Annotated in this window: 20 protein-coding genes; 4 read left to right on the top strand and 16 right to left on the bottom strand. The window is 70.4% G+C overall.

Features of this window, described 5'->3' with window-relative positions; translation table 11 throughout:
- Positions 1-42: 42 nt before the first annotated feature.
- From M3Q23_08745 to M3Q23_08695, 11 genes are all read right to left on the bottom strand, one after another.
- Positions 43-918 (bottom strand): N-acetylneuraminate synthase family protein, encoded by an 876-nt coding sequence (locus M3Q23_08745; GenBank protein ID MDP9342172.1) that lies wholly within the window; start codon positions 916-918, stop codon positions 43-45.
- Positions 915-2,132: an acylneuraminate cytidylyltransferase gene (locus tag M3Q23_08740; protein MDP9342171.1), complete on the bottom strand. Its 1,218-nt coding sequence runs from the start codon at positions 2,130-2,132 to the stop codon at positions 915-917. The genes M3Q23_08745 and M3Q23_08740 overlap by 4 nt, the downstream gene beginning before the upstream one ends.
- A complete protein-coding gene (locus tag M3Q23_08735) occupies positions 2,122-3,696 on the bottom strand; it encodes a polysaccharide ABC transporter ATP-binding protein (protein ID MDP9342170.1) in 1,575 nt (524 codons plus the stop codon). Before M3Q23_08735 ends, M3Q23_08740 begins: the two co-directional genes overlap by 11 nt.
- 3 nt (positions 3,697-3,699) lie before the next feature.
- The gene (locus M3Q23_08730) at positions 3,700-4,593 is read right to left on the bottom strand and encodes an ABC transporter permease (protein ID MDP9342169.1); all 894 of its coding nucleotides are present in this window, start codon (positions 4,591-4,593) and stop codon (positions 3,700-3,702) included.
- Positions 4,593-5,750 (bottom strand): sulfotransferase, encoded by a 1,158-nt coding sequence (locus M3Q23_08725; protein MDP9342168.1) that lies wholly within the window; start codon positions 5,748-5,750, stop codon positions 4,593-4,595. The genes M3Q23_08730 and M3Q23_08725 overlap by 1 nt, the downstream gene beginning before the upstream one ends.
- Positions 5,751-5,979: 229 nt before the next feature.
- On the bottom strand, positions 5,980-6,840 hold the full coding sequence (locus M3Q23_08720) for a sulfotransferase domain-containing protein (protein MDP9342167.1): 861 nt from the start codon (positions 6,838-6,840) through the stop codon (positions 5,980-5,982).
- Between the two features lie 61 nt (positions 6,841-6,901).
- Complete coding sequence (locus tag M3Q23_08715; protein MDP9342166.1) at positions 6,902-7,900, bottom strand: polysaccharide deacetylase family protein; 999 nt, start codon at positions 7,898-7,900, stop codon at positions 6,902-6,904.
- 6 nt (positions 7,901-7,906) lie between these two features.
- Complete coding sequence (locus M3Q23_08710) at positions 7,907-8,773, bottom strand: methyltransferase domain-containing protein (GenBank protein MDP9342165.1); 867 nt, start codon at positions 8,771-8,773, stop codon at positions 7,907-7,909.
- 104 nt (positions 8,774-8,877) lie between these two features.
- Positions 8,878-9,843, bottom strand: a complete 966-nt coding sequence (locus tag M3Q23_08705) for a sulfotransferase domain-containing protein (protein ID MDP9342164.1) — start codon at positions 9,841-9,843, stop codon at positions 8,878-8,880.
- Between the two features lie 152 nt (positions 9,844-9,995).
- Complete coding sequence (locus M3Q23_08700; GenBank protein ID MDP9342163.1) at positions 9,996-10,301, bottom strand: hypothetical protein; 306 nt, start codon at positions 10,299-10,301, stop codon at positions 9,996-9,998.
- On the bottom strand, positions 10,298-10,612 hold the full coding sequence (locus tag M3Q23_08695; protein MDP9342162.1) for a DUF6247 family protein: 315 nt from the start codon (positions 10,610-10,612) through the stop codon (positions 10,298-10,300). The genes M3Q23_08700 and M3Q23_08695 overlap by 4 nt, the downstream gene beginning before the upstream one ends.
- A gap of 683 nt (positions 10,613-11,295) precedes the next feature.
- Here M3Q23_08695 and M3Q23_08690 point away from each other — a divergent pair.
- From M3Q23_08690 to M3Q23_08675, 4 genes are all read left to right on the top strand, one after another.
- Positions 11,296-12,414 (top strand): cytochrome P450, encoded by a 1,119-nt coding sequence (locus M3Q23_08690; GenBank protein MDP9342161.1) that lies wholly within the window; start codon positions 11,296-11,298, stop codon positions 12,412-12,414.
- 73 nt (positions 12,415-12,487) lie between these two features.
- Complete coding sequence (locus tag M3Q23_08685; protein MDP9342160.1) at positions 12,488-13,435, top strand: alpha/beta fold hydrolase; 948 nt, start codon at positions 12,488-12,490, stop codon at positions 13,433-13,435.
- The gene (locus tag M3Q23_08680) at positions 13,432-14,295 is read left to right on the top strand and encodes a hypothetical protein (GenBank protein ID MDP9342159.1); all 864 of its coding nucleotides are present in this window, start codon (positions 13,432-13,434) and stop codon (positions 14,293-14,295) included. Before M3Q23_08685 ends, M3Q23_08680 begins: the two co-directional genes overlap by 4 nt.
- A gap of 387 nt (positions 14,296-14,682) precedes the next feature.
- Positions 14,683-15,477: a DUF433 domain-containing protein gene (locus M3Q23_08675; GenBank protein ID MDP9342158.1), complete on the top strand. Its 795-nt coding sequence runs from the start codon at positions 14,683-14,685 to the stop codon at positions 15,475-15,477.
- Between the two features lie 456 nt (positions 15,478-15,933).
- On the opposite strand, the gene M3Q23_08670 is transcribed toward M3Q23_08675, so the two are convergent.
- The 5 genes from M3Q23_08670 to M3Q23_08650 are packed head-to-tail and all read right to left on the bottom strand — an operon-like array spanning position 15,934 to position 22,662.
- Positions 15,934-17,013, bottom strand: a complete 1,080-nt coding sequence (locus tag M3Q23_08670) for a hypothetical protein (GenBank protein MDP9342157.1) — start codon at positions 17,011-17,013, stop codon at positions 15,934-15,936.
- 43 nt (positions 17,014-17,056) lie between these two features.
- Positions 17,057-17,758: a class I SAM-dependent methyltransferase gene (locus M3Q23_08665; protein ID MDP9342156.1), complete on the bottom strand. Its 702-nt coding sequence runs from the start codon at positions 17,756-17,758 to the stop codon at positions 17,057-17,059.
- Positions 17,755-18,975, bottom strand: coding sequence for an NAD(P)/FAD-dependent oxidoreductase (locus M3Q23_08660; protein MDP9342155.1), 1,221 nt, complete (start codon positions 18,973-18,975; stop codon positions 17,755-17,757). The genes M3Q23_08665 and M3Q23_08660 overlap by 4 nt, the downstream gene beginning before the upstream one ends.
- A gap of 5 nt (positions 18,976-18,980) precedes the next feature.
- Positions 18,981-21,458, bottom strand: a complete 2,478-nt coding sequence (locus M3Q23_08655) for a polysaccharide biosynthesis protein (GenBank protein ID MDP9342154.1) — start codon at positions 21,456-21,458, stop codon at positions 18,981-18,983.
- Between the two features lie 4 nt (positions 21,459-21,462).
- Complete coding sequence (locus M3Q23_08650; GenBank protein MDP9342153.1) at positions 21,463-22,662, bottom strand: DegT/DnrJ/EryC1/StrS aminotransferase family protein; 1,200 nt, start codon at positions 22,660-22,662, stop codon at positions 21,463-21,465.
- Between the last annotated feature and the right edge of the window lie 241 nt (positions 22,663-22,903).

Below are 22,903 nucleotides of genomic sequence, written 5' to 3'. Positions count from 1 at the left end.
CGGCGGGACGGGCCCCGCCCCCGGACGCTCCGGCCCCGGCCCTCACCGCGAGACCCTGCGGAGGCGCTTGGCCGCCTCCAGCTCGCTGGGGTAGACCTGCTTCACGCCGTCCCCCATGGCCCGCTCGGCGGTCCGGATGTACTTCATCAGGCGCATGACGCCCTCGGGCTCCACCGACGCCGCCTGGTCGCTCCCCCACATGGAGCGGTCCAGCGTGATGTGCCGTTCCACGTAGCAGGCCCCCAGGGCCACGGCCGCGACCGTGGTGGGAAGGCCCACCTCGTGCCCCGAGTACCCGATGGGAAGGCCGAACTCGGCCCGCAGCGTCAGCAGCATCCGGAGGTTGAGCTCGTCCGGAGGACACGGGTACGTGCTGGTGGAGTGGGCCAGGACCAGCCGGTCCCGGCCGACGACCTCCACCGCCGCCCGGATCTCCTCCATGGTCGACATGCCCGTGGACAGGATCAGGGGCCGCCCCGTCGCCACCATGTACTTCAGCAGGCCGTGGTCGGTCAGGGACGCCGACGGGACCTTGTAGGCGATGGGGCCGAACGGCTCCATGAAGTCGACCGAGGGCTCGTCCCAGCACGACACGAACCAATCGACCTCTCGCTCCGTGGCGTGCCGCGCGATCTCCCGGTATTCGTCCTCCCCGAACTCCACCCGGTATCGGTAGTCGAGGTAGGACATGTAGCCCCAGGGCGTGTCCCGCATCCGGTCACGCTGGTCCGGGGGGACGCAGGTCTCCGGGTCCCGCTTCTGGAACTTCACGGCGTCGCACCCGGCCGTCGCCGCCACGTCGATGAGCCGCTTGGCCAGCCCCAGGTCGCCGTTGTGGTTGATCCCGATCTCGGCGACCACGTAGACGGGGTGGCCGTCCCCGACCAGCCGATCCCCGATCCGAACCGGCGTGCTCATGCCCGTCCCCTCCGCTCCGCCAGCAGCCGGTCGCAGACCTCCCGCACGGCTCCCCGCCCACCCTCCGCCGACAGGACGAGCCGGGCGGCCCGGAGCACCTCCGGGTGGGCGTCGGCGACGGCGATGGGCCACCGGGCCAATCCCATCGCCCCCAGGTCGTTCACGTCGTTCCCGACGAAGGCGACCTCGGCGGGCGAGACCCCTCGCGCCGCCATGAGGCCGGTCAGCGCGGCGGCCTTGTCGTCCGCGCGATGGCACTCCACGTGGAGCTTGCCGCACCGGACCGACGCCACCGGGTTCTCTTCCGTGGTCACGACGACCACGTCGAGGCCCGCCTCCAGCAGCATGGAGATGCCGAGGCCGTCGCTCCGGTTGCAGGCCACCGTCTCCCGCCCGTCCTCGGACACGAACACCAGGTTGTCGGTGAACACGCCGTCGAAGTCGAACACCACCAGGCGGATCGACGAGAGGTCCTCGCCCCGGGGGCGCACGATCTCCAACCGGTGCCGGACCAGGGCCCGCTCGGCCGCCTCCCACTGCTCCTCCGTGTCCAGGTCCACGGCGAACCGCGACTCCACGGGGAAGGCGAGGATGGACCGGCCGGTCATCGAGCCGAGCTCGGCGATGGTGCGGCCCCGGGCCACGTCGATCGTGCCGGTGTGCCACCACACCGGCGGCAGCGCCTGGCGAGGCAGGTTGAACAGCTCCTGCTCCCAGTCCCCCAGCAAGGGCTCCAGCCGGTCGCCGGCCAGCCGCCACATCTTGTACGGGGTGTGGTCGGGAGGGGCGACCGACCGCAGCGAGTCCGCGTCCGGGGCCACCGTCAGGGCCTCAACGGCCGCGTCCACGCACCCCGCGGGGCGGAGCGGCGAGGTCGGGCGGAGGTGCACCACCAGCTCCGGCCGGAATCCGTCCTCCTCCTCCAGCCATCGCAGAGCGTGCTGGAACACCGGGAGGTCGGGCACGTCGTCGCCGGCCAGCTCCGCGGGACGCAGGAACGGGACGTCGGCGCCGTACTCCTTCGCCACCTGCGCGATCTCCTCGTCGTCGGTGGAGACCACCACCCGATCGACGCGGGTCGCCGCGAGCCCGGCGGCGATGCCGTACGCGACCAGGGGATGCCCGCCCAGGGTTCGCACGTTCTTGCGGGGGATCCCCTTCGAGCCCCCCCTGGCCGGGACGAGGGCCAGGACGCCCCGTCGTTCAGGACTCATGCTCGGGTTCCGGTCCGGGTCCGTGCGGTTGCGGCGATGACGGCTGGGGCGCCGGCCACAGCACCGCCGAGGGCGGCGTGGAGCGCGCGAAGGACGCGTTGGAAGGAGGCGGGAGCGGATGGGACGCCGGATTCGGGGCTGCCGGTGCGGGCGACGCGGACGCAGTGGACGCCGGTGCCGGGGACGCCGGTGCCGGGGGCGCCGGTGCCGCCGGGACGGAGCGCCTCCGGCCCTCCCCGTTCCCCGCTGCCAGGGGGGCCCACTGGTAGTCGAAGCGGAACCGCCCCTGGACCCATCGCTGGGAGAGCGAGGAGGGGTCGTCGCGCGCGAGCCGGCCCACAATGCTGATCCCGATGGCGTCGCGCTGCGTGTCCCGGCGCGCGCCGTCGGCGAACATCCGCAGGCCGAGGAGGTAGGTGCCCTCCCGCAGGTAGTTCGGGTCGAGCCGCACCCGGGTCACGTACTGGCCGGGCCGGACCGGCCCCGGCCACTCCGGCGAGGAGAGGGTGAACAGGTCGCCGTGCACGTCCGTCGCCCCCACGCCGCAGGCCACCTGGAGGTGCTCGGCGGGCTCCCGGACCGACAGGCCCATCTCCACGGTGACGGGCTCTCCCTCCAGGAACGTCCCGGCCTCCTCGCCCTGCTCGTTCAGGGTCCGGACCCAGTCGAACGACGCCTGCGTCGACAGCGGCGAGCGGTACCGCCCCTTCTTCGACAGGGTCTCCTCCCGGGAGCGCTCCCTGAGGTCGGAGTACCCACCGCCCACCGCGGCGGTGGCGAGCAGCACGTAGGACGCCACCACCGAATCCACGGACCCGGAGTCGACGATCCGCCCACCGTCCAGGAGCATGGCCCGCTGGCACAGGTTGCTGATGGCCCCCATGTTGTGGCTCACGAACACGACGGTGCGGCCTTCCCGGGCCACGTCGCTCATCTTCCCGAGGCACTTGCGCTGGAACCCGACGTCGCCCACCGCGAGCACCTCGTCGATCAGCAGCACCTCCGGCTCGAGGTGCGCGGCCACGGCGAACGCCAGCCGGACGTACATGCCGCTCGAGTAGTACTTCACCGGGGTGTCCATGAACTTCGCCACCTCGGAGAACTCCACGATCTCGTCGTACTTCCGTTCGATCTCCTTGCGCCGCATCCCCAGGATGGCCCCGTTCAGGAAGACGTTCTCCCGCCCGGTGAGCTCCAGATGGAATCCGGTGCCCACCTCGAGGAGCGCGCCGACCCGACCGTGGATCTCCGCGTGGCCTCGGGTGGGCTCGGTGATCCGGGACAGGACCTTGAGCAGGGTCGACTTGCCGGCCCCGTTTCGGCCGATGATCCCGACGACCTCGCCCTCCTTGACCTCGAAGGACACGTCCTGGAGGGCCCAGATGTGGCGGTCCTTCTCCGTCTTGGCCTGGCCCTTCCCGGACCCTCGGACCCGCCGGAACGGACGGCCGGCCGCGTACATCAGCGCGTCCCGCAACGTCTGGTACCGGTTGCCGATCCCGAATCGCTGGCCGATGCGGTATTGCTTCCCGAGGTGCTCGGCGCGGATGGCGAGGTCACTCATCGGTCACATCACGTCCGCGAAGGTCCGCTCGGTGCGAGCGAAGAACAGGGCTCCCGCCGCCAGCAACAGCACCGCCATCCCGCAGGAGGCCAGGAACAGCCCCCCGGCCGGGAAGGGCGTCCCGATCAGGGCCCACCGGGCCACCTCCACCACGCCCGCCATCGGGTTCAGCCCGAGCACCGTGCGCAGCAGGTCGTTGTGGATGAGGTGGCTGGGGTAGATGACCGGCGTGGCGAACAGCCAGATCTGGATCAGGAACCCGGTGACGTAGACGACGTCGCGGTACTTCACGTTGAGGGCGGCCAGGAACATCCCCATCCCGAACGCCGTGATGGCCGCGATGCCCAGAAGCGGCACGACGAGCAGGGCCTTCGGGCTGAACGAGATGTGGTAGTGGATGAGGTGCACGCCCTGGTGCAGGACGCCGCTTCGATAGTAGATCATCATCCCGATCAGCACCAGGAAGGCCACGCAGAAGTCGACCAGGCCTCCCAGCACGGCGGCGAGCGGCACGGTCATCCGCGGGAAGTAGATCTTGGTGATGGTGGACCGCTGGGAGAGCAGGCTGGTGGAGGACTGGCCCAGCCCGGTGGCGAAGAACTGCCACGCCAGCAGCCCCGAGTAGCTGAAGATCGGATAGGGCACGGAGACGTCGTTGGAGAGCTTGGCCAGCTTCCCGAAGAACAACGTGAACACCACCATGGTGAAGAACGGCTGGATCACGGCCCAGGCGGCGCCCAGGACGGTCTGCTTGTAGCGGACCTTCACGTCCCGCCACACGAAGAAGTACAGCAGCTCGCGGGCCGCCCACACGTCGCGCAGCTTCAGGGACACCCAGCGCCGCGACGGCTCGATCCGGATGACCGGCTTCTCGGTCTTCGCCTCGACGACCGCCACTACCGGCCTCTCCCCTCGGACACGCGGCGGCGCCGTACCAGTCCGACCGGCTTGTACAGCGACCCCAGGGCTCGCAAAGTCCGCCACCTTACCGAAAGCGGACCGCGGAGGGCCCCCAGGAACTCCCGGCTGGTGGCCAGGCTGGTCGAGAGCGGGTAGCCCAGGAGGAGCATGGCCTTCCCCAGGAAGGTCTCGACGTAGGCCACGTCGGACGGGTCCAGGGCATCCCGCCAGGCCTCGATGCGTCCGGCAACGACCTGGTCGCCGACCTCGCCGGCCGACCCCACCCCGGTCCAGGGACGCCCCAGCTTGGTGGGGACGAGCAGCGTCGGGTCGAACTCGACCTCCAGGAACCGGCACATCCGCCGCGCCTCCGCCTCCGGGGCCGTCACCAGGTCCTCGTACTTCACCATCGTGGACAGGCCGGGGGCGAGGGCGATGTGCCGGAGCCCCACCGCCAGGCTGCGGGCGTAGTGGAGGACGAACGTCTCCACCGGGAGGCGGCGGGAGGCGGCGGAGCCGTTGCTGGTCTTGGAGGCGTGCGAGTGGAACGCCGCCCGGGGGTCACGCACCACGTACACGAAGCGGCACCCGGGCCACCAGGTGCGGGCCGTGGCCATCCGGAACTCGTTGTCCGGGGTCTTCTCCACCAGATAGCGCCGGGGACCTGCTCCCGTGGCCTCCGCGAAGGCCAGCCCGACGCTGTCCAGGACGTCGGGAGGGGCCCCGCCGGTGGCCCGGAACAGGGCCAGGGTACGGTCGCGGAACTCGCCATAGGGAAAGCCGGAGTAGTCGGCGACCCCTACCCCGGTCAGCTCCGCCGGCCCGGGTGGCCTGGCCGGGTCCAGGTGCCGCAGGTTGGTCCGGTCCAGGAGATACGCGACGGCGCCCGGTCCGTCGACGGAGGCGCGGCGCGAGACGTCCTTCAGGAACCAAGTCTCCTCGGGCAGCACCAGCAGGTCCGGGTGGCCGTCGAGGAGCGACACCAGGAGCGACGTGCCGGAGCGCGGGTAGCCGCCGATGAACACGAGTTCCGGGGCGGCCGGCGGCTCCGGGGCGGCCGGCGGCGCCGTGGCTGGAGCCGTGGCCGGGGCCGGGACGCTCGATGCCTTCGAACGGCTCCGGGCCGGCGGGCGGGTGCGGGATCCGGCGCTCATCGCTTGCGCGTGGCCGGAGCCGCCACGGGTCGGCTGGGGGGAAATCGATCGCACACAGTCAGCGCAATCCTCGAGATGCATTCCACCGCAGCGCTCTCCGATGGGCCCGGGGCGCGCACGGCAGATAGGCGCAATGTAGTGGCCAGGCTAGGCATGGAACTCGTTCCAGTCAAGGATTCGAAGGGTGGTCTGCCGGTGGGCCGATCGGCCTCCCGCCATGGCCCTGTGGTCACTCCACCCTCAGCCCCTCGGAGTCGAACAGGTCCCCCACCTCGTCGATCACCTGGTCGATGTACCGGATGTCCTCCTCGCTCAGGTAGTCGACGTATCCCCGGACCACCCCGCGCCGGACCTTCAGGCTCTCCGGGTCCTGCCGGTTCTTGGCGCGGAGCGCGGGGTTGTCGAACACCTTTCCCTGCTCCATGTCCTTCATCCGGTCGAAGCGGCCGTACTCGATGGCATCGGCCAGGATGCCCTCGTCCATCCCGTCGGCCCCCACGATGCCGAGGGCCTGGGCCAGCACCCCCCGGGTGTCCCGGTGCAGGTCCTCGTACCGGACGACGTGGAACGCGCGGGGCACCGACTGGGCGGTGAACCACTGGTTGTAGAAGGTCAGCACCTTCCTCGCGCCGAACCGGTCGTCCCGGACGAACTCCGAGATGCTTCCCTGGAATGTCTGGACTCCCTTGGTGGCCTGGAAATAGGAGGAGACCAGGATGTCCTTCACATTCCGGACCAGCACGACCACCGTCTTGCTCCGATAGCTCCGCTTGCTGGACGACAGGCGCTCGTACGATCGAGGCAGGGCCAGGTCGGCCCGGTCGTGCCCCCAGCGGGTCCGGGGGAGCCTCGCCTTCCCCGTCAGGAGGTAGGTCTTCAGCACCAGTCGCTCGGGGAGCCCGTACCGGTCGCACAGCGCCTTGCCCATCATGACGCGAAGCCACGTGCGGCCCGACTTCGGGTAGGAGATGAAATAGACCCTGGCCCGCCAGTGATGGATGCGGGACATGATCGGCCAGCCGACACGGCGCCGGAACACGCGCCAGACTCCTTGCTTTACTCGGCCCAGCCTGCGACGCACCGCGCTCACGACGACCACTCTTCCTCAGGACTCAGGCGACCCGGGAAGGATACCGGCGGGTCTGGACCCGTCAACCGGAGTTCGACGTGGGCAGTTCGGCCCCCTTCGCTTCCACCGTCCAGACCGACAGCGGGGCGTCCGGCGAGCACGGGAGGTCGTTGGTGTCGATGCGGTTCAGCTCGAGCGGCGCGGCGAGGTCCTCCACCAGACCGACCCGCGTGGTCAGGCCGAGCGCGCACCCGGCCCGCTCCAGGAGGGAGAGCGTCACCCCGTCGTAGCTCCCGAATGGGTAGGCCATGGCCCAGTCCCGGGAGGGCTCGCCGCGCACGTCGGCCAGGAACGACGCCGTGCGTTCGATCTCCTCGGCCTGCTCCGCGGACGATGCCCCCTCGAGCCACCGGTGCGCGTAGCCATGGCCGCCGATCTCGAACCCGTGCCGGGCCATGGTCCGGAGCTGCTCCAGGTCCACGTACAGCCGGGCGGCGAACGCGGCCTCGTCCCCGGTGACGTGGCGACCGAACAGCTCTGCCGCCACCGCGGAGCGGACCGGTTCGGGCAGCCCGCGCTGGAGGGCCCGCTTCACGAAGATCACCTCCGCCGGGTCCCACCGGTTGGGCCGGCCGTAGGTCTCCATCAGCTCGGCGTCGGAGGGCAGGTCCACGTCGGCTCGCCATGGGCGCACCAGCTCGAGCACCTCGCCGGCCAGGCCCGACGGATCCGCCACCGCCGCCAGGACGAACTGGACCCGGTGGACGTCGAGGATGGTTCGCTCCAGGACGGCCCGGGCCGGGGGGTAGAAGCTCGCGGGGATCCCGCGCGATTCCAGGCGAGGGAACACCGTCATGAAGTGGTCCAGGAACCCGTCGTCGAAGCTCAGGTGGCAGGCGTTCTCCGGCAGGCTCCCCAGGCCGCGGGACGCCGCCACGACGTCGGCGGCGCTGCACGGCGCGTAGTGGCGCAGGACGTACTCGAGCTGGCCGTCGAAGTCCGCGGTCCGCAGCGCCTTCAGGCGGGGATGGGAGGACCGCTCGAGGTCCCGGACGTAGTGGTACATGACGATGGTGAGCACGCCGGCCTAGCCCTCCGGCCTGGTGAAGACGCCGAGGAAGGCCGAGCTCCAGGTCATGGCGAGCGGCTCACGCTCCAGCGCCTCGAAGGCCCGGGCCAGCTGGTTGTAGAACCGCGGGGCCAGCGGCTCCGCCGCCGGGGGCAGCGGATGGGGATGGACCCCCACGAACCCCGGGCCGGCGAACCCGGCGGCCCGCGCCGAACTCGCCAGCTCCTCGGGCGAGTGCTGCCGGCGCTCCTGGCCGAACGACGGCCGCGGGCCCGCCCCCTCGGCCGGGGTCCGGCGATCCTCCTCCAGGGCCTCGCGCAAGGCCGGGGCCAGGTCGCCGAGCCGGCCCGCGAAGTCGGCCAGCGCGTCTGCGGAAAGGCCGTGCCGGCCCAGGTCCGTGATCTCTTCCAGCAGCGGGAGGGCGCCCCCCGCCTCCACCTCACGGGCCGTGAACTCGTTCAGGCTGGCCAGGTTGAACAGGCGGTTCCGGCAGGACACCACCAGGACGCCCCCCGGGCGGAGCAGGCGGTGCGCCTCCCGCAGCAGCGGTCCGTCCTCCGGGAGGTACTCGATCAGGCCGAGCGCGGTCACGGCGTCGAACGACGCGTCGGGGAGACCGCTCGCCAGGACGTCTGCCAGCACGAACCGCAGGCGCCCTCGGACGTCGGGTTCAAGCGACTGGGCGGCCCGGCCGGCCTGTTCGATCATGCCTTCCGCGATGTCGACGCCGGTCGGGGCCATGCCCAGGCGCGCCACCTCCACGCACAGGTCGCCGCCGCCGCACCCCAGGTCGGCCAGGCTCCCCTCGGCCGCCCCCAGCCGCTCAGCCAGGGACTCGATGGCCAGGCGGACCCGGTTGGCCCCCACCGGGTACTTCGGGGCCACGGTGTCCCGGCCGTAGGCGCCGGCCAGCCACTCCTCCGCGTAGCGGCTGAAGTACTGACGGACGTAGGCGAGGTCTGCCGTGGCCCCTCCTCAGGTGCCGGCGATCAGCCCGGCCCGGGGGCGGACAGCTCCGCCGCGGAGCTCCGGGGCGAAGCGGCCTCGGTCGGGTTCGGCGGTCCCCCGTCCCGGAACACGCTCCAGTGCCCCAGGTCCACGTCCAGGAACGCGGCCAGGGCCGAGGCGTCCCTCTGGAATCCGCCCGCCAGGCGGCGGCGGGTGGCCTCCTTCATGGGGGGGTACCGGCCGTCCCGGCGGGCGAACCCCATCCGCAGCCGCTTCGCCGCGCGGCCCACCCGCCATACTCCCGGACGCCCGTTCGTGGCGCGCTCCACTCCCACCAGCCGCCGGTACAGCGCGAGGTGGTCGGGCACGGAGGCGTGCTCGAGGTGGGTCCGGTGCTCGCCGAGCTCGAACTCCAGGGGTGCGCCGATGAACGCGCACACCGTCCGAAGCACCTCCGCAGGCGAGGCGTAGAGGTCGTCCGCCCGCAGGAACAGCATTCGCTCCCGCGGGAACAGGGGCCGGAACCGGTCGATCTGGCGCATGTAGAACCCGCGGTCCCGATACGAGAACGCCACCCGGTCCCGGTGGCTCCCCTGGAGCCGGCCGGCCTCGGCCGCCAGCCCCCGCTCGAACGTGAGGCGCTCCCAGCCTTCGCGGACCGCCTTCCAGTACTGGGAGTAGGCCCGGTCCACCGGGTCCCGCAGCACGAAGATGAGGCGGGCCTCGGGCAGATGGGCGGCCAGCAGCTCCGGGACCCACGGGAAGTACATGTAGCTCGGCGTGGCCTCGCCCACGATCTGCCCAGCGGCCGCCCCCGCGAAGGCCGCCGCGTACTGGTCGAGGTCGACGTCGTTGCCCCGCACCGGCACCAGGTCGAAGTAGTGGAGCTCCTTCTCCGGCGGCATGTGCACGCCTGGGTGCTGGCTGAGCAGGTGGTGCAGGTAGGTGGTGCCGGAGCGCTGCGCCCCTACGACGAGGAACTGGGGCAAGCTGGCGTGGTGGGGCACCGTCCGTCCTCCTGGCGCTGCCGGCGTGGAGCCGGAAGCCTACCGGATGGGACACGCCCGTCAACCGTCGGTGGTGCCTCAGTTTGACTCAGACAGGAGGTCGCCCAGGAGGTCGCCCGGAAGGCCGCTCGCGCGCGGTGGGACCGAGACGCTCAAAAGGCGTAGTCGATCCCCTCGCCCTCGCCCACCCAGAACACATCAACAAGCTTGATCGCCGGTTGGTCCAGCGTCACCTGATAGGCGAGTAGGCCATCGCCGAACGGAGCCGTGAACGCGTTCGGCTTGTCCGGATCTTGAAGCGGCAGAATCCCTAGGTTCGGCTGGTCGTCGGGATACGGCCCGAACTCCATGAGGACTTCGATGAGGTCGTAGAACTCATCGTAGACGTCGTCCGGCGCGAAACGGTCGATGTAGTCGAGAACACCCTGACCGATAAGCCAGTATTGCGGCGAACTCACCGCTGGCGCTGAGCGCGCCGACGGCGAACATCCTCCAAGCTGAGCGGTGGCTCCGTAGCCTCCGCATCCCACAGATCGTGGAATCGAGGCCGGGTTTCGAACATCATCGTCCGCCACCAGGACTCCACCACGAGATTGATCGGGCGAAGATCGCGCTGCTGCTGAGCTTGCTCGACTGCGACGTAGATCTGCTCCGCGAACCGCTGGCCGTCCTCCGCAGACAGGGCTGACAGAATCCCCCGGACCGCTTCCACGGAGAAGTTCGATGGGACGTACAGTTCTTTCGGGTCGTCTAGCTTGGCAGCTGGCATCGCGCTCATGACCTACCCCCCGCCGCAGGCACGAACGATACGGCAGATGTCTTCATAGCAGGTCGTCCACTTCCTTTCCACATGCTGAGTACCACGATACCCACCATCGGTCCTTTCGACCTGCCTACGCGATGCTGGTCAGAATCTACGGCCAAGACCCCGAGCCGCAGCGGCGCTACAGCCCGGCCGTGTGTACCGGGACCGAGCGCACCGTCATCACCGGCGACCACGAGCCGCTCATATCGCGGCCGTGGCGCTGCGCCTCATGCACTACAACTTCTCCCGGCCACACAAGAGCTTGAAGAACCCCTAGCCTCGAACCCCCGCGATGGCGGCTGGTGTGGCCGATCACGTGTGGTCCCTGACCCAGATCGCGGGGCTGCTCGAACCAAACTGAGACACTACCCAGCCGTCCCTGAGGGATCCACCGCGAGTGCCGTGGAATCTCTTGCCAGGCAACTGTGTCGCCGGCCGGATGTCGGCGGGTAGGATCCCCTGAAGCATTCGCGCCGGTTTGGGCTCGTCCGGGGCCGCCACACATCGGGCTGCCACACATCGCGGGCCGGCGCCCGTCCGGGGCCGGCGGCTCGGCCAGGGAGGAACACATCGAGATCGACTTCGGGGACGCGGAGTACCGCGAGAACCCCTTTCCCACACTGGCGTGGCTCCGGGAGCACGACCCGGTGCACCTCAGCCCGAACCGGACCTGGATCCTGACGCGGTACGACGACGTGGACGCGCTGAACCACGACCGCCGGCTGGGGCGGGACCTCCGGGCCTGGGGCCCGTACCGGACCTTCCGGCCCTACATCGCGGACAGCGCGCTCGAGCATTCCGTGGAGCGGTGGGTGCTCAACCTCGATCCCCCCGACCACAGCCGCATCCGGAAGTCCGCCTCGCGCCACTTCACCGCCGGAGCCATGGGCCGGTTCGCGGAGCCGATCCGATCGATCACGGAACAGCTCCTGGACGAGCTGGACGGGCTGGACGAGTTCGACTTCATCGAATCCTTCGCCCACCCTCAAGCCAGGCGGGTGATCGGCGCGTTGCTGTCCCTGCCGCCCGACGACCTGGAGCTCCTGGACGGGTGGGGAAGGAGCATCGCGGTGGTCCTGGAGCCCGCGTTCGGGCTTCAGGAGAAGCTCGCGGCGAACGAGGCGGCCGCGGAGATGACCGAGTACCTCCAGCGATTCGTCCGAGACGGCGGCCTCGCGTCGTCGGGAGAGCTCGCCAGCAAGATCGGGGCGATCCACGCCGAGGGCGGCCTGACCGAGGACGAGGTGGTCGCCCTGTACGTGAGCCTGGTGGTGACGGCGGTGGCCGCGAACATCGTGGGGAACGGGATGCTCCATCTGCTGCGCCACCCCCGCAACCTCCTCTGGCTCCGCCGGAACCTCTCCGCCATGCCCAGAGCCGTGGACGAGCTCCTCCGCTACGACGGGCGGGGGATCAACGCCCGGGTGGCCCACGAGGACGTCGAGCTCCGGGGCAAGCGGATCCGAACGGGGCAGCTGGTCTTCTGCATGCTGGGGGCCGCGAACCGCGATCCCCAGGTGTTCCCGGAGCCCGACCGGCTCGTCCTGACCCGAGACCCCAACCCGCACGTCACGTTCGGCGGTGGCATCCACCACTGCCTGGGCGCGGCGCTGACCGGGGTCCAGGCCCGGGTGGGCTTCACGCGCATCCTGGAGCGGTGGCCCTCCATCGAGCTGGACGAAGCCGGGGTGAAATGGAACGACTACTCGGCCATCCGAGCCGTGGAACGCCTTCCGGTTCGCATGGGGGGCTCCGGCGGGGCATGAGCCGATCTGGTGTTGACCGTGTCCCGAATCCTCCGCTACTGTCCGGCGCCCGGGCCTCACGAGGAGACGAGGGTTGACTGAGCTCGCCCAGTCCTACCGGGACACGCGGCTGGACATCGAGGAACGGTTCCTCCAGCCGGTCCTGGCTGGAGATCGCACCGTGGCCGTGCTGTCCACGTCCCTGGCGGAGACGCGTCCCATGGGCTGGGTGTTCTGCCACTCCTTCGGCATGGAGCAGATCGACCTCCAGCCGTTCGAGGTCGCCGCGGCCCGGCAGCTGGCCGCGGCGGGATACGCCACCCTGCGGTTCCACGCGCCCGGATACGGGGACAGCAGCACCTTCCAGATGGAGACCACCGAGGACAGCCACCTCCGGGCCCTCCTGGACGCGGTGGGGCTCCTGGTCGACCAGACCGGCCTGTCCACCGTGGGGCTGGTCGGCGCGCGCTTCGGCGGCGCGCTGGCCGCGCTGGCGGCGGACCGGTGCCAGGCCGCAGGCCTCGTGCTGTGGAACCCGGTGGTGCTCGGAAGGCAGTACGCCGCCGAGCTCCTGAGGGTGGAGGCCGCCTCGTCGCTGATCCGCTCCGTGGAGACGGGCGAGCGAGGCCCCACGCCGTCCCGGATCCTGGCGGAGGAAGGCCTGGTCCCGGTCCAGGGCGGCGCGTTCCCGCTCCGGAAGCCCATCTACGAGTGGATCCGGTCGATCGACCTCACCACCCAGCTCACCCGGTTCCACGGAGACTCGCTCGTCCTCCAGATCTCACGGTCTCCCACCATCCGCAAGGACCTCCGCGAGCTGGCCGAGCGCCTGGAGCACAAGGGCGGACGCTGTTCGCTCGAGGCGATGACGGGCGAGGGCGCCTCGACGTTCGGCTTCGATCGGTACCGGTTCACCCGGCATGGGACCAAGAAGGACGTCCAGACGACCATCTCCGAAGCGATCGTCTCCCGGACCGTGCGCTGGGTCGCGCAGCTCGCCGCGGCGGGGTCCGATCCCTTGCCGTCGAGCGCGGAGCGATGAGGGAGACGCCGTTCTTCGTTCCCTACGGGGAGGACCACCTGGCCGCCGTCCTGTGCGTGCCCGAGGAGGCCCCGCGGGCCCTGGTCCTGCTCCTCCAGGGTGGGTCCTCCACGCGGGGCCATAACAACCAGAAATGGACGCGCCTGGCCCGGGAGCTGGCCGGCCTGGGGATCGCCAGCGTCCGGATGGACTATGTGGGGATGGGCGACAGCACCGGCTCCTACCAGTTCGAGGTGGCCGCCCCTCCGGTGGAGCAAGCGGAGGCCGTGCTCTTCGGCGCCCAGGAGGCGCTCGGGATGACCGAGTACGCCGTCGTGGGGAACTGCATCGGGCTGCGGACGGCGTTCACGCTGGCGGGCCGGGTCCGGGGGTGCCTGGGGGTGGCGGCGATCTTCTCCCGCTCCATGGGGCCGATCCTGGCACCGCGCGAGAAGGACTCGACCCGGCCGGCCCCCCCTCCGCGGGCCCGGCCGAGGAGCCGCTTCCACCCCCGCCGGCTGCTGGCCGGTGCCCTCCGCCGGCTGCGCAGGAAGCGACGAGCGCTGGTCCTCCCGGTCATGCCGGAGTTCGCCCGCGTGCTGACCTCCACCGAGGTGCTCATGCTCCACGCCGCCACCGATCAGTGGGAGCGACGGCTCGAGGCGACGGCACAGGCCATCGAGCGCTCGCGCCGGGGGCAGCCCGGCCCCCACATCAAGCTCATCCGGGTGCCGTCCCGGGAGCTGGAGAAGCAGGCGGCCGTGGTCTCCACGGTGTCCCGGTGGATGGACCGCATCCTCCCGGGATCCTCACCCCGAAGCCAGGACGACCGGGAACAGCCGGGAGTGCTCGCCACCGGCCCCGGCGCCTCCCACGCCTGATTCGGGGACCTCTCAAGGTCCCACACGGAACTCACGGTTCGTCACCCTCTCGCTTCTGTCTCGGCCTCGCGTCTGCCGAGGATCAGGTACACCGTCGATGGGCCGATGTTAGCTGCCTCGGCGATCTCCTCGACAATGATCTTCTCCCGCTTGGCCTCTCGAACACGACGATCCCGCTCGGCGGTTGCCTCAGCGATCTGCCGAGCCGCGCTTCGGAGGGCATCGAGGGCTGCTCGTTGACGAGCCGTTAGAGGCCTTTTGCGCCGGGCCATTAGTCTCCAGTGACTAGAGAGATACTTGTATGTTGCATGCGTATAAGTCTCTCGGACATGAATAGAAAAGGCTAGAATCACGCGGTTGTCATTGTCTCGAGTTAGACTCGAACAAGTGTTCGAGTCTAACTCGGACCTGGAGGCCAACACGGCGGGCAAGCAGATGACGCGGACGGAGTATCCTGCGGGGCGTGCGGTCCCCGACCCCTCCCGCGCGTCCGTGAAGACGGTCGTCAGGGCGCCTGACGATTCGCGGTTCACCGCGCCCCTCTACACGGTAAGGCAGGTAGCTTCGTACCTCCGTGAGCCGGAAAACACGGTCTGGTACTGGGTCCGCGGGCGCGGGATGTCGGAACCCCTGGTCACCTGGAGGCCAAGCCCCCGCAGGAACGAGGCGGAGGTCCCCTTCATTGGACTGGCTGAGGCGCTTGTCGTATCAGCCCTGAGGCACCGAGGCTTCGGGGTTCACTACATCCGTGGGGCATTGGACAAGCTGGCTGAGGAAATGACGCTCGACTATGCGCTGGCGTCGCGCAGCCTCTACCACGACGGAGCTCGGATTCTCTTCCGTTACAGCAGCCCTCGTGAGGACTTCAAGCCGCTGGCCGAAGTGTTGAGCCAGCAGTACCTTCTCGTCGAGAGCAACCTTGAACTGATCACATTCGAGCCCGATGGGTGGGCAGGACGACTTGTACTTCCCTTCGCTAAGGATCGGCCACTTATCGAGGTCGATCCGAACCGCGCTTTCGGGAAGCCAATCTTCGTAAACGGGGGGGCGCGACTTCAGGATGTCATTGCCAGACTCCGCGCCCGCGATTCGATTCAAGAGGTGGCGGATGACTTTGGAGTGCCTGAGGAGGACGTGCTAGACATCCTGCGTGCCTTCCTCCCGCCCTCGGAAGCCGCTTGATCCTCTCCCCGAATTCCTGGTCGATCGCAGCATCGGTCAAAGGCAGGTCCCCGACGCCTTGCGGGCGCTCCCACTTGGTCTGACGGTTCACACGCTGGCCAGTGTCTATGGGGCCCAAGCGAGTCTTACCATTTCGGACCTCCAATGGATCGAAGACGCCGGCCGCAATGGTTGGGTAGTCCTCACGGCTGATCAGGACATTACGCACGTCGAGATAGAGCGCGACGCGGTTCGGGACGCGAAGCTGAAGGTTCTTTCGGCTCCCCCGCGGCGATCTGAAGGGGGCTATCCAGGTCGGGCTGTACATCATGAATATCCATCGGATCATTCGTATCGCACGTACAGCACGCAAGCCTGGTCCCTACGTATACACGGTGCTCCCTTCCAAGCCGTACCTTCTGCGCGTTTGGCCCTGATCAGGGGTCGGGGCGGCCAAGAGGCAACACGCCCCCTGGATCAGCCCGACAGGAGAGCCGCCCGGACGGCGACCAGGCCGGCGGGGGCGCTGGCCACGCCGTGTGACAGCCCGGGGATCGTCCGCACGCTCAGGAACGGAGTTCCGGCCGTCCGCAGGGCGGCGATGTAGTCGCGGCCGAGCGGGATACCCGAGCTGGTGTCCTCTCCGCCCACGATGATCTGGAGGCGGGTGCGGGGATAGGAGAGCGCCGCGTCGGGGGAGTTGACGCTGTCCGCGATCCACCGGTTCCGGAACGAGGCCGTGGCCGAGGAGCACGGACCCCGTTGGGAGGGGAGGAAGCCGTACGCGGCGTCGACGAACCCGGTGGCGGTGGGGCCGTAGTAGTAGGGGGAGGTGGTCTTCAGGCACCCCTTCTCGATCGAGGCGAACGGCATCCCCCCCGCCATGACGGCCCCATCGACCATGCCGGCCAGGCCGTAGTGGCTGAGGGAGTAGGCCACCTCGGAGGCTCCCCCGCTCTCGCCGGCCAGGCAGAATCCGCATCGTTCCGGGGCCGGGGTGACCCCGAGTGGCGCGTACACCCGGTCGTGGACGTACCGGACCAGGGACGCGGCCCGGCAGGCCAGCCTGGCCGGGCCGGCCTGCTCGCCGGGAGCCGATAGCAGCCACGGCTCCGCCCACGCCACCATCACGTTCACGAACCCGGCCTGGGCCATGCTCTGCATGAAGGGCAGCGTGACCCGGTCCGTGCTCGGGGTCACCCAGGGTGACTGCCCGCTCTGCCCGCTGAAGTACATGACGAGCCCCCGGGGGGACCCGTCCGGTCGCTGGACCTCGAGGAGACCGCGCGCGGGCTGTTCCAGCCCCGAGCACGTCACGCTGAAGGCCTGGCACTGGAACCCCGTCGTGCACTGGTGCGAGGTGATGGCGCCGGGCTCGACCGTCCCGAGCCGCAGGGGCCCGCCGGGTGTCGAGGTAAAGCTCCCGGTGGGACGGCCGGTCCCGGTGGGAGGACCGGTGGCCGTGGAGCCTCCGCCGGTGCAGGCGCCGGCCACCAGGGTGAGGGCCACGAACAGGATGGCCAGGGGAACGGTCCGCCGCCATCTCATCCCGGCCACGGCGGAGGAATCTACCATCGGGGAGTGGATCGAGGGCGGTGCCTCACGAGCCGGGCAGGCGGCGCAGGACGGCGTTGGTGAACAACCGTTCCTTGCCCTCCCCGGTCACGAAGCCGAAGTCCTCCATGGCCAGCACCTCGAACGACGAGCCCACCGCCCGGCGGAGCTTCGCGTGCCCCGGAGGCTCCCCCCCGCCCGGGCGCCGGCCCAGGAGCGATCCCGCCCGGGCCCGCAGGCTGCGCGGGGTCGGGCGGCCGGACGGGCGGGCCGTCGAGGAAGGGCTCGCCGGGCGCGACGACATGAGCTGGAGGATGCCGCCCGGCTTCAGGACCCGCCGCACCTCCCCGAAGTAGTGCGGCCACGACCCGTCGGGCAGGTTCTGGAGACCGCCCCGGTCGAACACCAGCGCGAACACCGCGTCCCGGAACGGGAAGGACGCGGTGGCGTCGGCTACCAGGAACGAGGCCCGGGCCCGGTCCTCGCCGGCGGCCCCGCCCGACCGCGCCACCGCCGCCAGGGCGATGTCGAACCCCACCGACGGTGAGAACGATTCCGCCAGGTACCGAGCGGCCACCCCGTTCCCGCACGCGATGTCGAGGGCCCCGCCTTGGGGAAGCCGATGCCTCTGGAGCAGGTCGACCAGCTGCGGCGGCGGTTCGGACAGGTACCACCCGAACTCGCCGGCGTCCCGGCGCTGCCAGCGCTCCTCCCAAACCAGGCGGCGTTCGGGCGGGTGGTCCGTCACCGCGGGGAGGAGGGCGCGGCCCGGGGCACCGGCGGCGGGGACGCCGGCCTGGGCCGAGACAGCGCGCGGGCCATCCCGGCTCGCACCCCGAACACCAGGATCCGGGGACGGGCCAGGGCCAGGCGAGCGAACACCCGCCGGGCATCGTCCCGATCGTGGGCGGCGAGGACGCGGGCGGCCGACCCGTCCAGGAGGTCCAGGAGCCGCCGGTAGTCGTCCACCGTGAAGCGGTGCATCAGCCGGCGCACCCACAGGTGCAGGTCCAGCTCCCTCCGGAGCGAACGCAGCTCGGGCCGGGCCCGCCGGCCCAGGATGGCCATGGCCGCGGCCTGGGCCCCGCGCAGGCCGGTCACGGTCCCCCCGACGGTGGAGACCTTCACCTGGCCCGCGGCGTCGCCCACCAGGTAGACGTGCCCCGAGCCCAGCCGCCGGTGGATGGGGATCCAGCGCCGGTAGCGCGGGATGCGGGCGGCCTGGTACTCCAGCGCCTCCAGCCCGTGTTCCTCCAGGAACCGGTCCAGGCGCCGCCGGGCATCCGGGCCGTCCTCCCCGATCAGCCCGAGCGCGCCTCGGCGCTCCGACTCGGGGATGAGCCAGTAGAAGTAAGGAGTGTCCTCCGGCCGGAACCACACGCGCGTGGTGTCCGGTGGCAGGTCCGCGGGGAGGTCCACGATGGCCTGGAGCAGCGGGACCGTGGGCTGGGACGGCCAGCCGGCCGCGCGGGCCACGGAGCTGCGGGCCCCGTCGGCCCCAACCACCGTGCTCGCGCTGATCTCCTCGGTCGTGCCGTGCCCGTTGACGCCGACCGAGACCTCCAGGCCGCCGTTCGAGGATCGCATGTCCAGGAACCGCCGCCCCGAGCGCACGGAGACCCCGGCGCCGGTCGCCTCGCGGTGCAGCGCTTCGATGATCGCGCTGCGCTCCACGATGAGGTCCGGGCGGCGAAGGGCGATGGAGGCCACCCGTCCGTCGGCGAACAGCTCGAACCGGCGGATCTCGTTTCGGATGGCCGGATCGATCACTGGGCCCAGGAGCCCGCGGAGCTGGTCGGTGACGATCAGGGTCCGGGGGACGGGTCGGACCTCCGGGCTCCGCTCCAGCACCGTGACGGGGACGCCGTCCCTGGCCAGCAGGGTGGCCGTCAGCAGGCCGGCCGCCGACCCTCCCACGACCACCACGTGGCCGTCGTGCGGGCGCTGTGCGGTTCTTCGGGCCATGAGGCTCAGTAGAGGGCTGCCATGTCTCGGAGGCAGCGCAGCGCCCCCGCCTGGTCGCGGCTCGCCACCCGGGCCTGGAGCTCGTCCATCTCCTTGCGGAACACGTCGGCGTTCAGCCCGTTGCCCTGGACCTTGAAGATCTTCTCGTGGCCGGTGGGCCGGAGCTCCTCGGTGTCGCCCACGAACTCCTCCCGCAGGCGCTCCCCCGGGCGGAGGCCGGTCACCTCCACCTTCACGTCCCGGCCCGGCTCCAGCCCGTGCAGGCGGATCACGCTGGTGGCCAGGTCCATGATCCGGACCGGCTCGCCCGGGTCCAGGAAGAACACCTCGCCTCCCTCCCCGATCGACCCGGCCTCCAGGACCAGCTGCACCGCCTCCGACAGCAGCATCAGGAACCGGGAGGCGTGAGGATCCGTGACCGTGACCGGGCCGCCCGCCGCGATCTGCCGCTCGAACAGCGGGAGGACACTGCCGTCGCTGCCCAGGACGTTGCCGAAGCGAACGGACACGAACCGGCATCCCTCCCCATCCATGGTCTTCACCAGCGTCTCCGCCACGCGCTTGGTCATCCCCATGACGCCGACGGGACGCACGGCCTTGTCCGAGGAGATCAGCACGAACTTGTTCGCGCCGTGCTCACGGGCGGCGCAGGCGATGCTCCTCGTCCCGAAGACGTTGTTCTCGATGGCTTCCAGTGGGAACTGCTCCATGAGGGGGACCTGCTTGTAGGCCGCGGCATGGTACACGAGCTCGGGACGGTGCCGGCCGAACACCTCGCTCAGGTGGGGCCGGTCTCGGATGTCGCCGACCACCGGCACCAGGTCCACGTCCGGGTGGCGGCGCCGGAGCTCGTGGTCCACGAAGAACAGGCTGTTCTCCGCCCGTTCGTACAGCACGAGGGACGCCGGCTCCAGGGTCGCCAGCTGGCGCGCCAGCTCCGAGCCGATCGATCCCCCGGCCCCGGTGATGAGGATCCGGCGCCCGGTGACCTCCCGGCGCAGCCGCTCCACGTCCAGCCACACCTCCTGCCTCCCCAGGACGTCCTGGGGCCGTACGTCGCGCAGCTGTCCGATGGTGGCCCTCCCGGTGAACAGGTCACGGAGCGGGGGGACCGAACGCAGGGGCACGGCGGCCTCCCGGGCGCTCTCGATGATCCGGACCCGCTCGGGATCGGAGACCGACGGGATCGCGATCAGGATCTCGTCCACCGACATGGCCTTCGAGATCCGGGGGATGTCCGAGACGGTGCCGATCACCGGCACGCCGTGGATCCGCCGTCCCATCTTCCGGCGGTCGTCGTCGATGAGCCCGACCAACCGGTAGTCCAGGTCGGGATTGCGGCGGACCTCCCGGATCAGACGGTCGGCGCCGTCTCCCGCCCCCACCACCACGGCTCGCTTCGCCCTGACCCGCGTTTGGAGGCTTCCCTCCCGGACCGCACGGACCAGGAGGCGGACCCCGCCCACCAGCGCCAGCGTGAACACCCAGTCCAGGATGAGGATCGGGACGGGCAGGCCCTTGGCGCGGATGTCGATGGCCACCCCGAACACCACCGAGGCGACCGACGCTCCGAACAGGATGGACAGGATGTCGCGCATGCTGATGTAGCGCCACAGGCCCTCGTACAGCTGGAACGGCCAGAACACGACCATCTTGATCACCAGCAGGACCGCCAGGGACTTGACGAACACCTCCCACTTGGCCGGCGGGATGCGGAAGTCGAAATGCAGGACCCAGGCCAGGTAGTAGGCGGTGGCGAGCAGCACGGCGTGGGCGAGGACGATGACCGGCCGGCGGTGGCGGATCAGCCCCTTGGGAAGCAGCGCCGCGGAGACGTGGGGCGCGGCGGACGAGGCGCCCGGGTCGGTCCGGGGGAGCGGCGCGCTGCCGGCCGGCTTCACCAGCGAGAGGGCGGCCCTCCCCAGGACGGACAGGTCGAACAGGAACGAGTGCCGGTCGACGTAGTCGAGGTCCATGGCCAGCTTCGCGGGCAGGATGTCGTTCGCGTAGCGCTCCTCCGGGTCGGGCTCCCCGGCCAGCATCTCCTCCTCGTGCCGGTAGGCGATGAAGGCGGGACTGGCCATCCCCGGACGGACGGCGAGGACCCGCCGCTGGTCCTCCGTGTACTGCTCGACGTACCGGGGGTCCTCCGGGCGCGGGCCGACGATGCTCATGTCGCCCTTCAGGACGTTGATCAGCTGGGGCATCTCGTCGATCTTGGCCCACCGCAGGATCCGGCCCAGCCCGGTGATCCGGGGGTCGTCCCGGCCCGTGATGCCGGGGCCCCGGGACCGGGCGTCGGCCACCATGGTCCGGAACTTGTACAGCGTGAAGGGCACGCCTCCCCGCCCGATCCGGGTGGCCCGGTGGAACACGGGCCCCGGGGACTCCACCTTGATGAGCAGGGCCACCACCAGCCACAGCGGGGAGGCCACGACCATCACCACGGCCGAGACGAGCACGTCGAAGGCTCGCTTCCCCATGCCGCTACCTCCGGTGCTCCGCCACCACGCCGGCCACGGCCTCGACCACGTCGTCCACGTCCCGGTCGCTCATCCGCGGGTACAGCGGCAGCGAGACGATGCGGCCGTACTCGCCGTACGCCACCGGGAAGTCCTCCGGCCGGAACCCGTACCGGTCCCGGTAGTGGGAGAACAGGTGGATGGGGATGAAGTGCACGCTGGTCCCGATGTTCCGCTTGCCCAGCTCCTCGATGAACCGGTCCCGGTCGATCCGCAGGCCGTCCAGGCGCAGGCGGATCACGTACAGGTGCCACGCGTGCTCAGCGTCGGGATGGACCCGGGGGGTCTCGATCTCCGGGATCTCCCCGAAGGCCCGGTCGTAGCGACGAACGATCTCGCCGCGGCGGGCCTGGAACTCGGGAAGGCGGCGCAGCTGGACCAGCCCCAGCGCGGCCGCCTGGTCCGTCATGTTGTACTTGAACCCCGCGTGCAGCACGTCGTAGTGCCACGAGCCGTCCGATGCGTACCGGCGCCAGGCATCCCGGCTCATGCCGTGCAGGATCCACGCTCGGGCCTCGTCGACGAGGGCGGGATCGCCCGTGAACATGCCACCTTCTCCCGTGGTGAGGTTCTTCGTCGCATAGAAGGAGAAACAGGTCAAGCTCTTGCCGGAAAAGCCGGGGACGGGCCCCCCGATGGGATGGCCGCGCCAGGATGACGGCAGGGCGTGGGCGGCGTCCTGGACCAGGTCCAGGCCGTGGTCCTCCGCGATCTGGGCCAGGGCGTCCATGTCGCACGGATGGCCGTACAGGTGGACGGGCAGGATGGCTCGCACCGGTCCCGGACCGTCCGCTTCGGCTTCCTTGACCGCCCGGCGGACGCCGTCCGGGTCGATGTTCAGGGTGTCCGGGTCCACGTCGGCGAACACGGGGCGGGCCCCCACATGCTCGATGACGTGGATCGACGAGGCGAACGTCATGGGGGTGGTGACCACGACGTCCCCGGGCCCGATGCCGAGCGCAGTCAGCGAGACGTGCAGAGCCGCGGTGCCGGAGTTGACCGCGGCGGCGGCGGGGGCCCCGACGGCCGTCGCGAACTCCTCCTCGAACTGCTGGACCCTTGGGCCCGTGGTGAGCCAGCCCGAGCGGAGCGCCGCGGACACCTCGCGAACCTCCTCGTCCCCGACGTCCGGGGCATAGAAGGGCAGGAACTCGGTTCGGGTCATCGCGGCGTCCCCGAGCGCGATCGGGCGCGGAGGGAACTTGCGGGCACGGGTGAGCGGGGGCAGGAGGATCCCGCAGGATCCAGGCGCGCCCCCGGTCGTCCTCCCCCCTGCGTGTCCGGTCTGACCAGATTTCTCCCTACTGGCGGAAGCACCATCCTAGAAGCTCACCTCCCCCTTCGTAACCCTCGGATTGCCGATTTTGCCGGACTGGTGGGTGGCCTATCGGCGTGGGGCCCCCGGC

It is taken from the genome of Actinomycetota bacterium (assembly GCA_030774015.1).
GTDB lineage: Bacteria > Actinomycetota > UBA4738 > UBA4738 > JACQTL01 > JALYLZ01.
The sequence above is the reverse complement of the archived record's forward strand: the minus strand, read 5'-3'. Positions and strand labels throughout refer to the sequence as shown.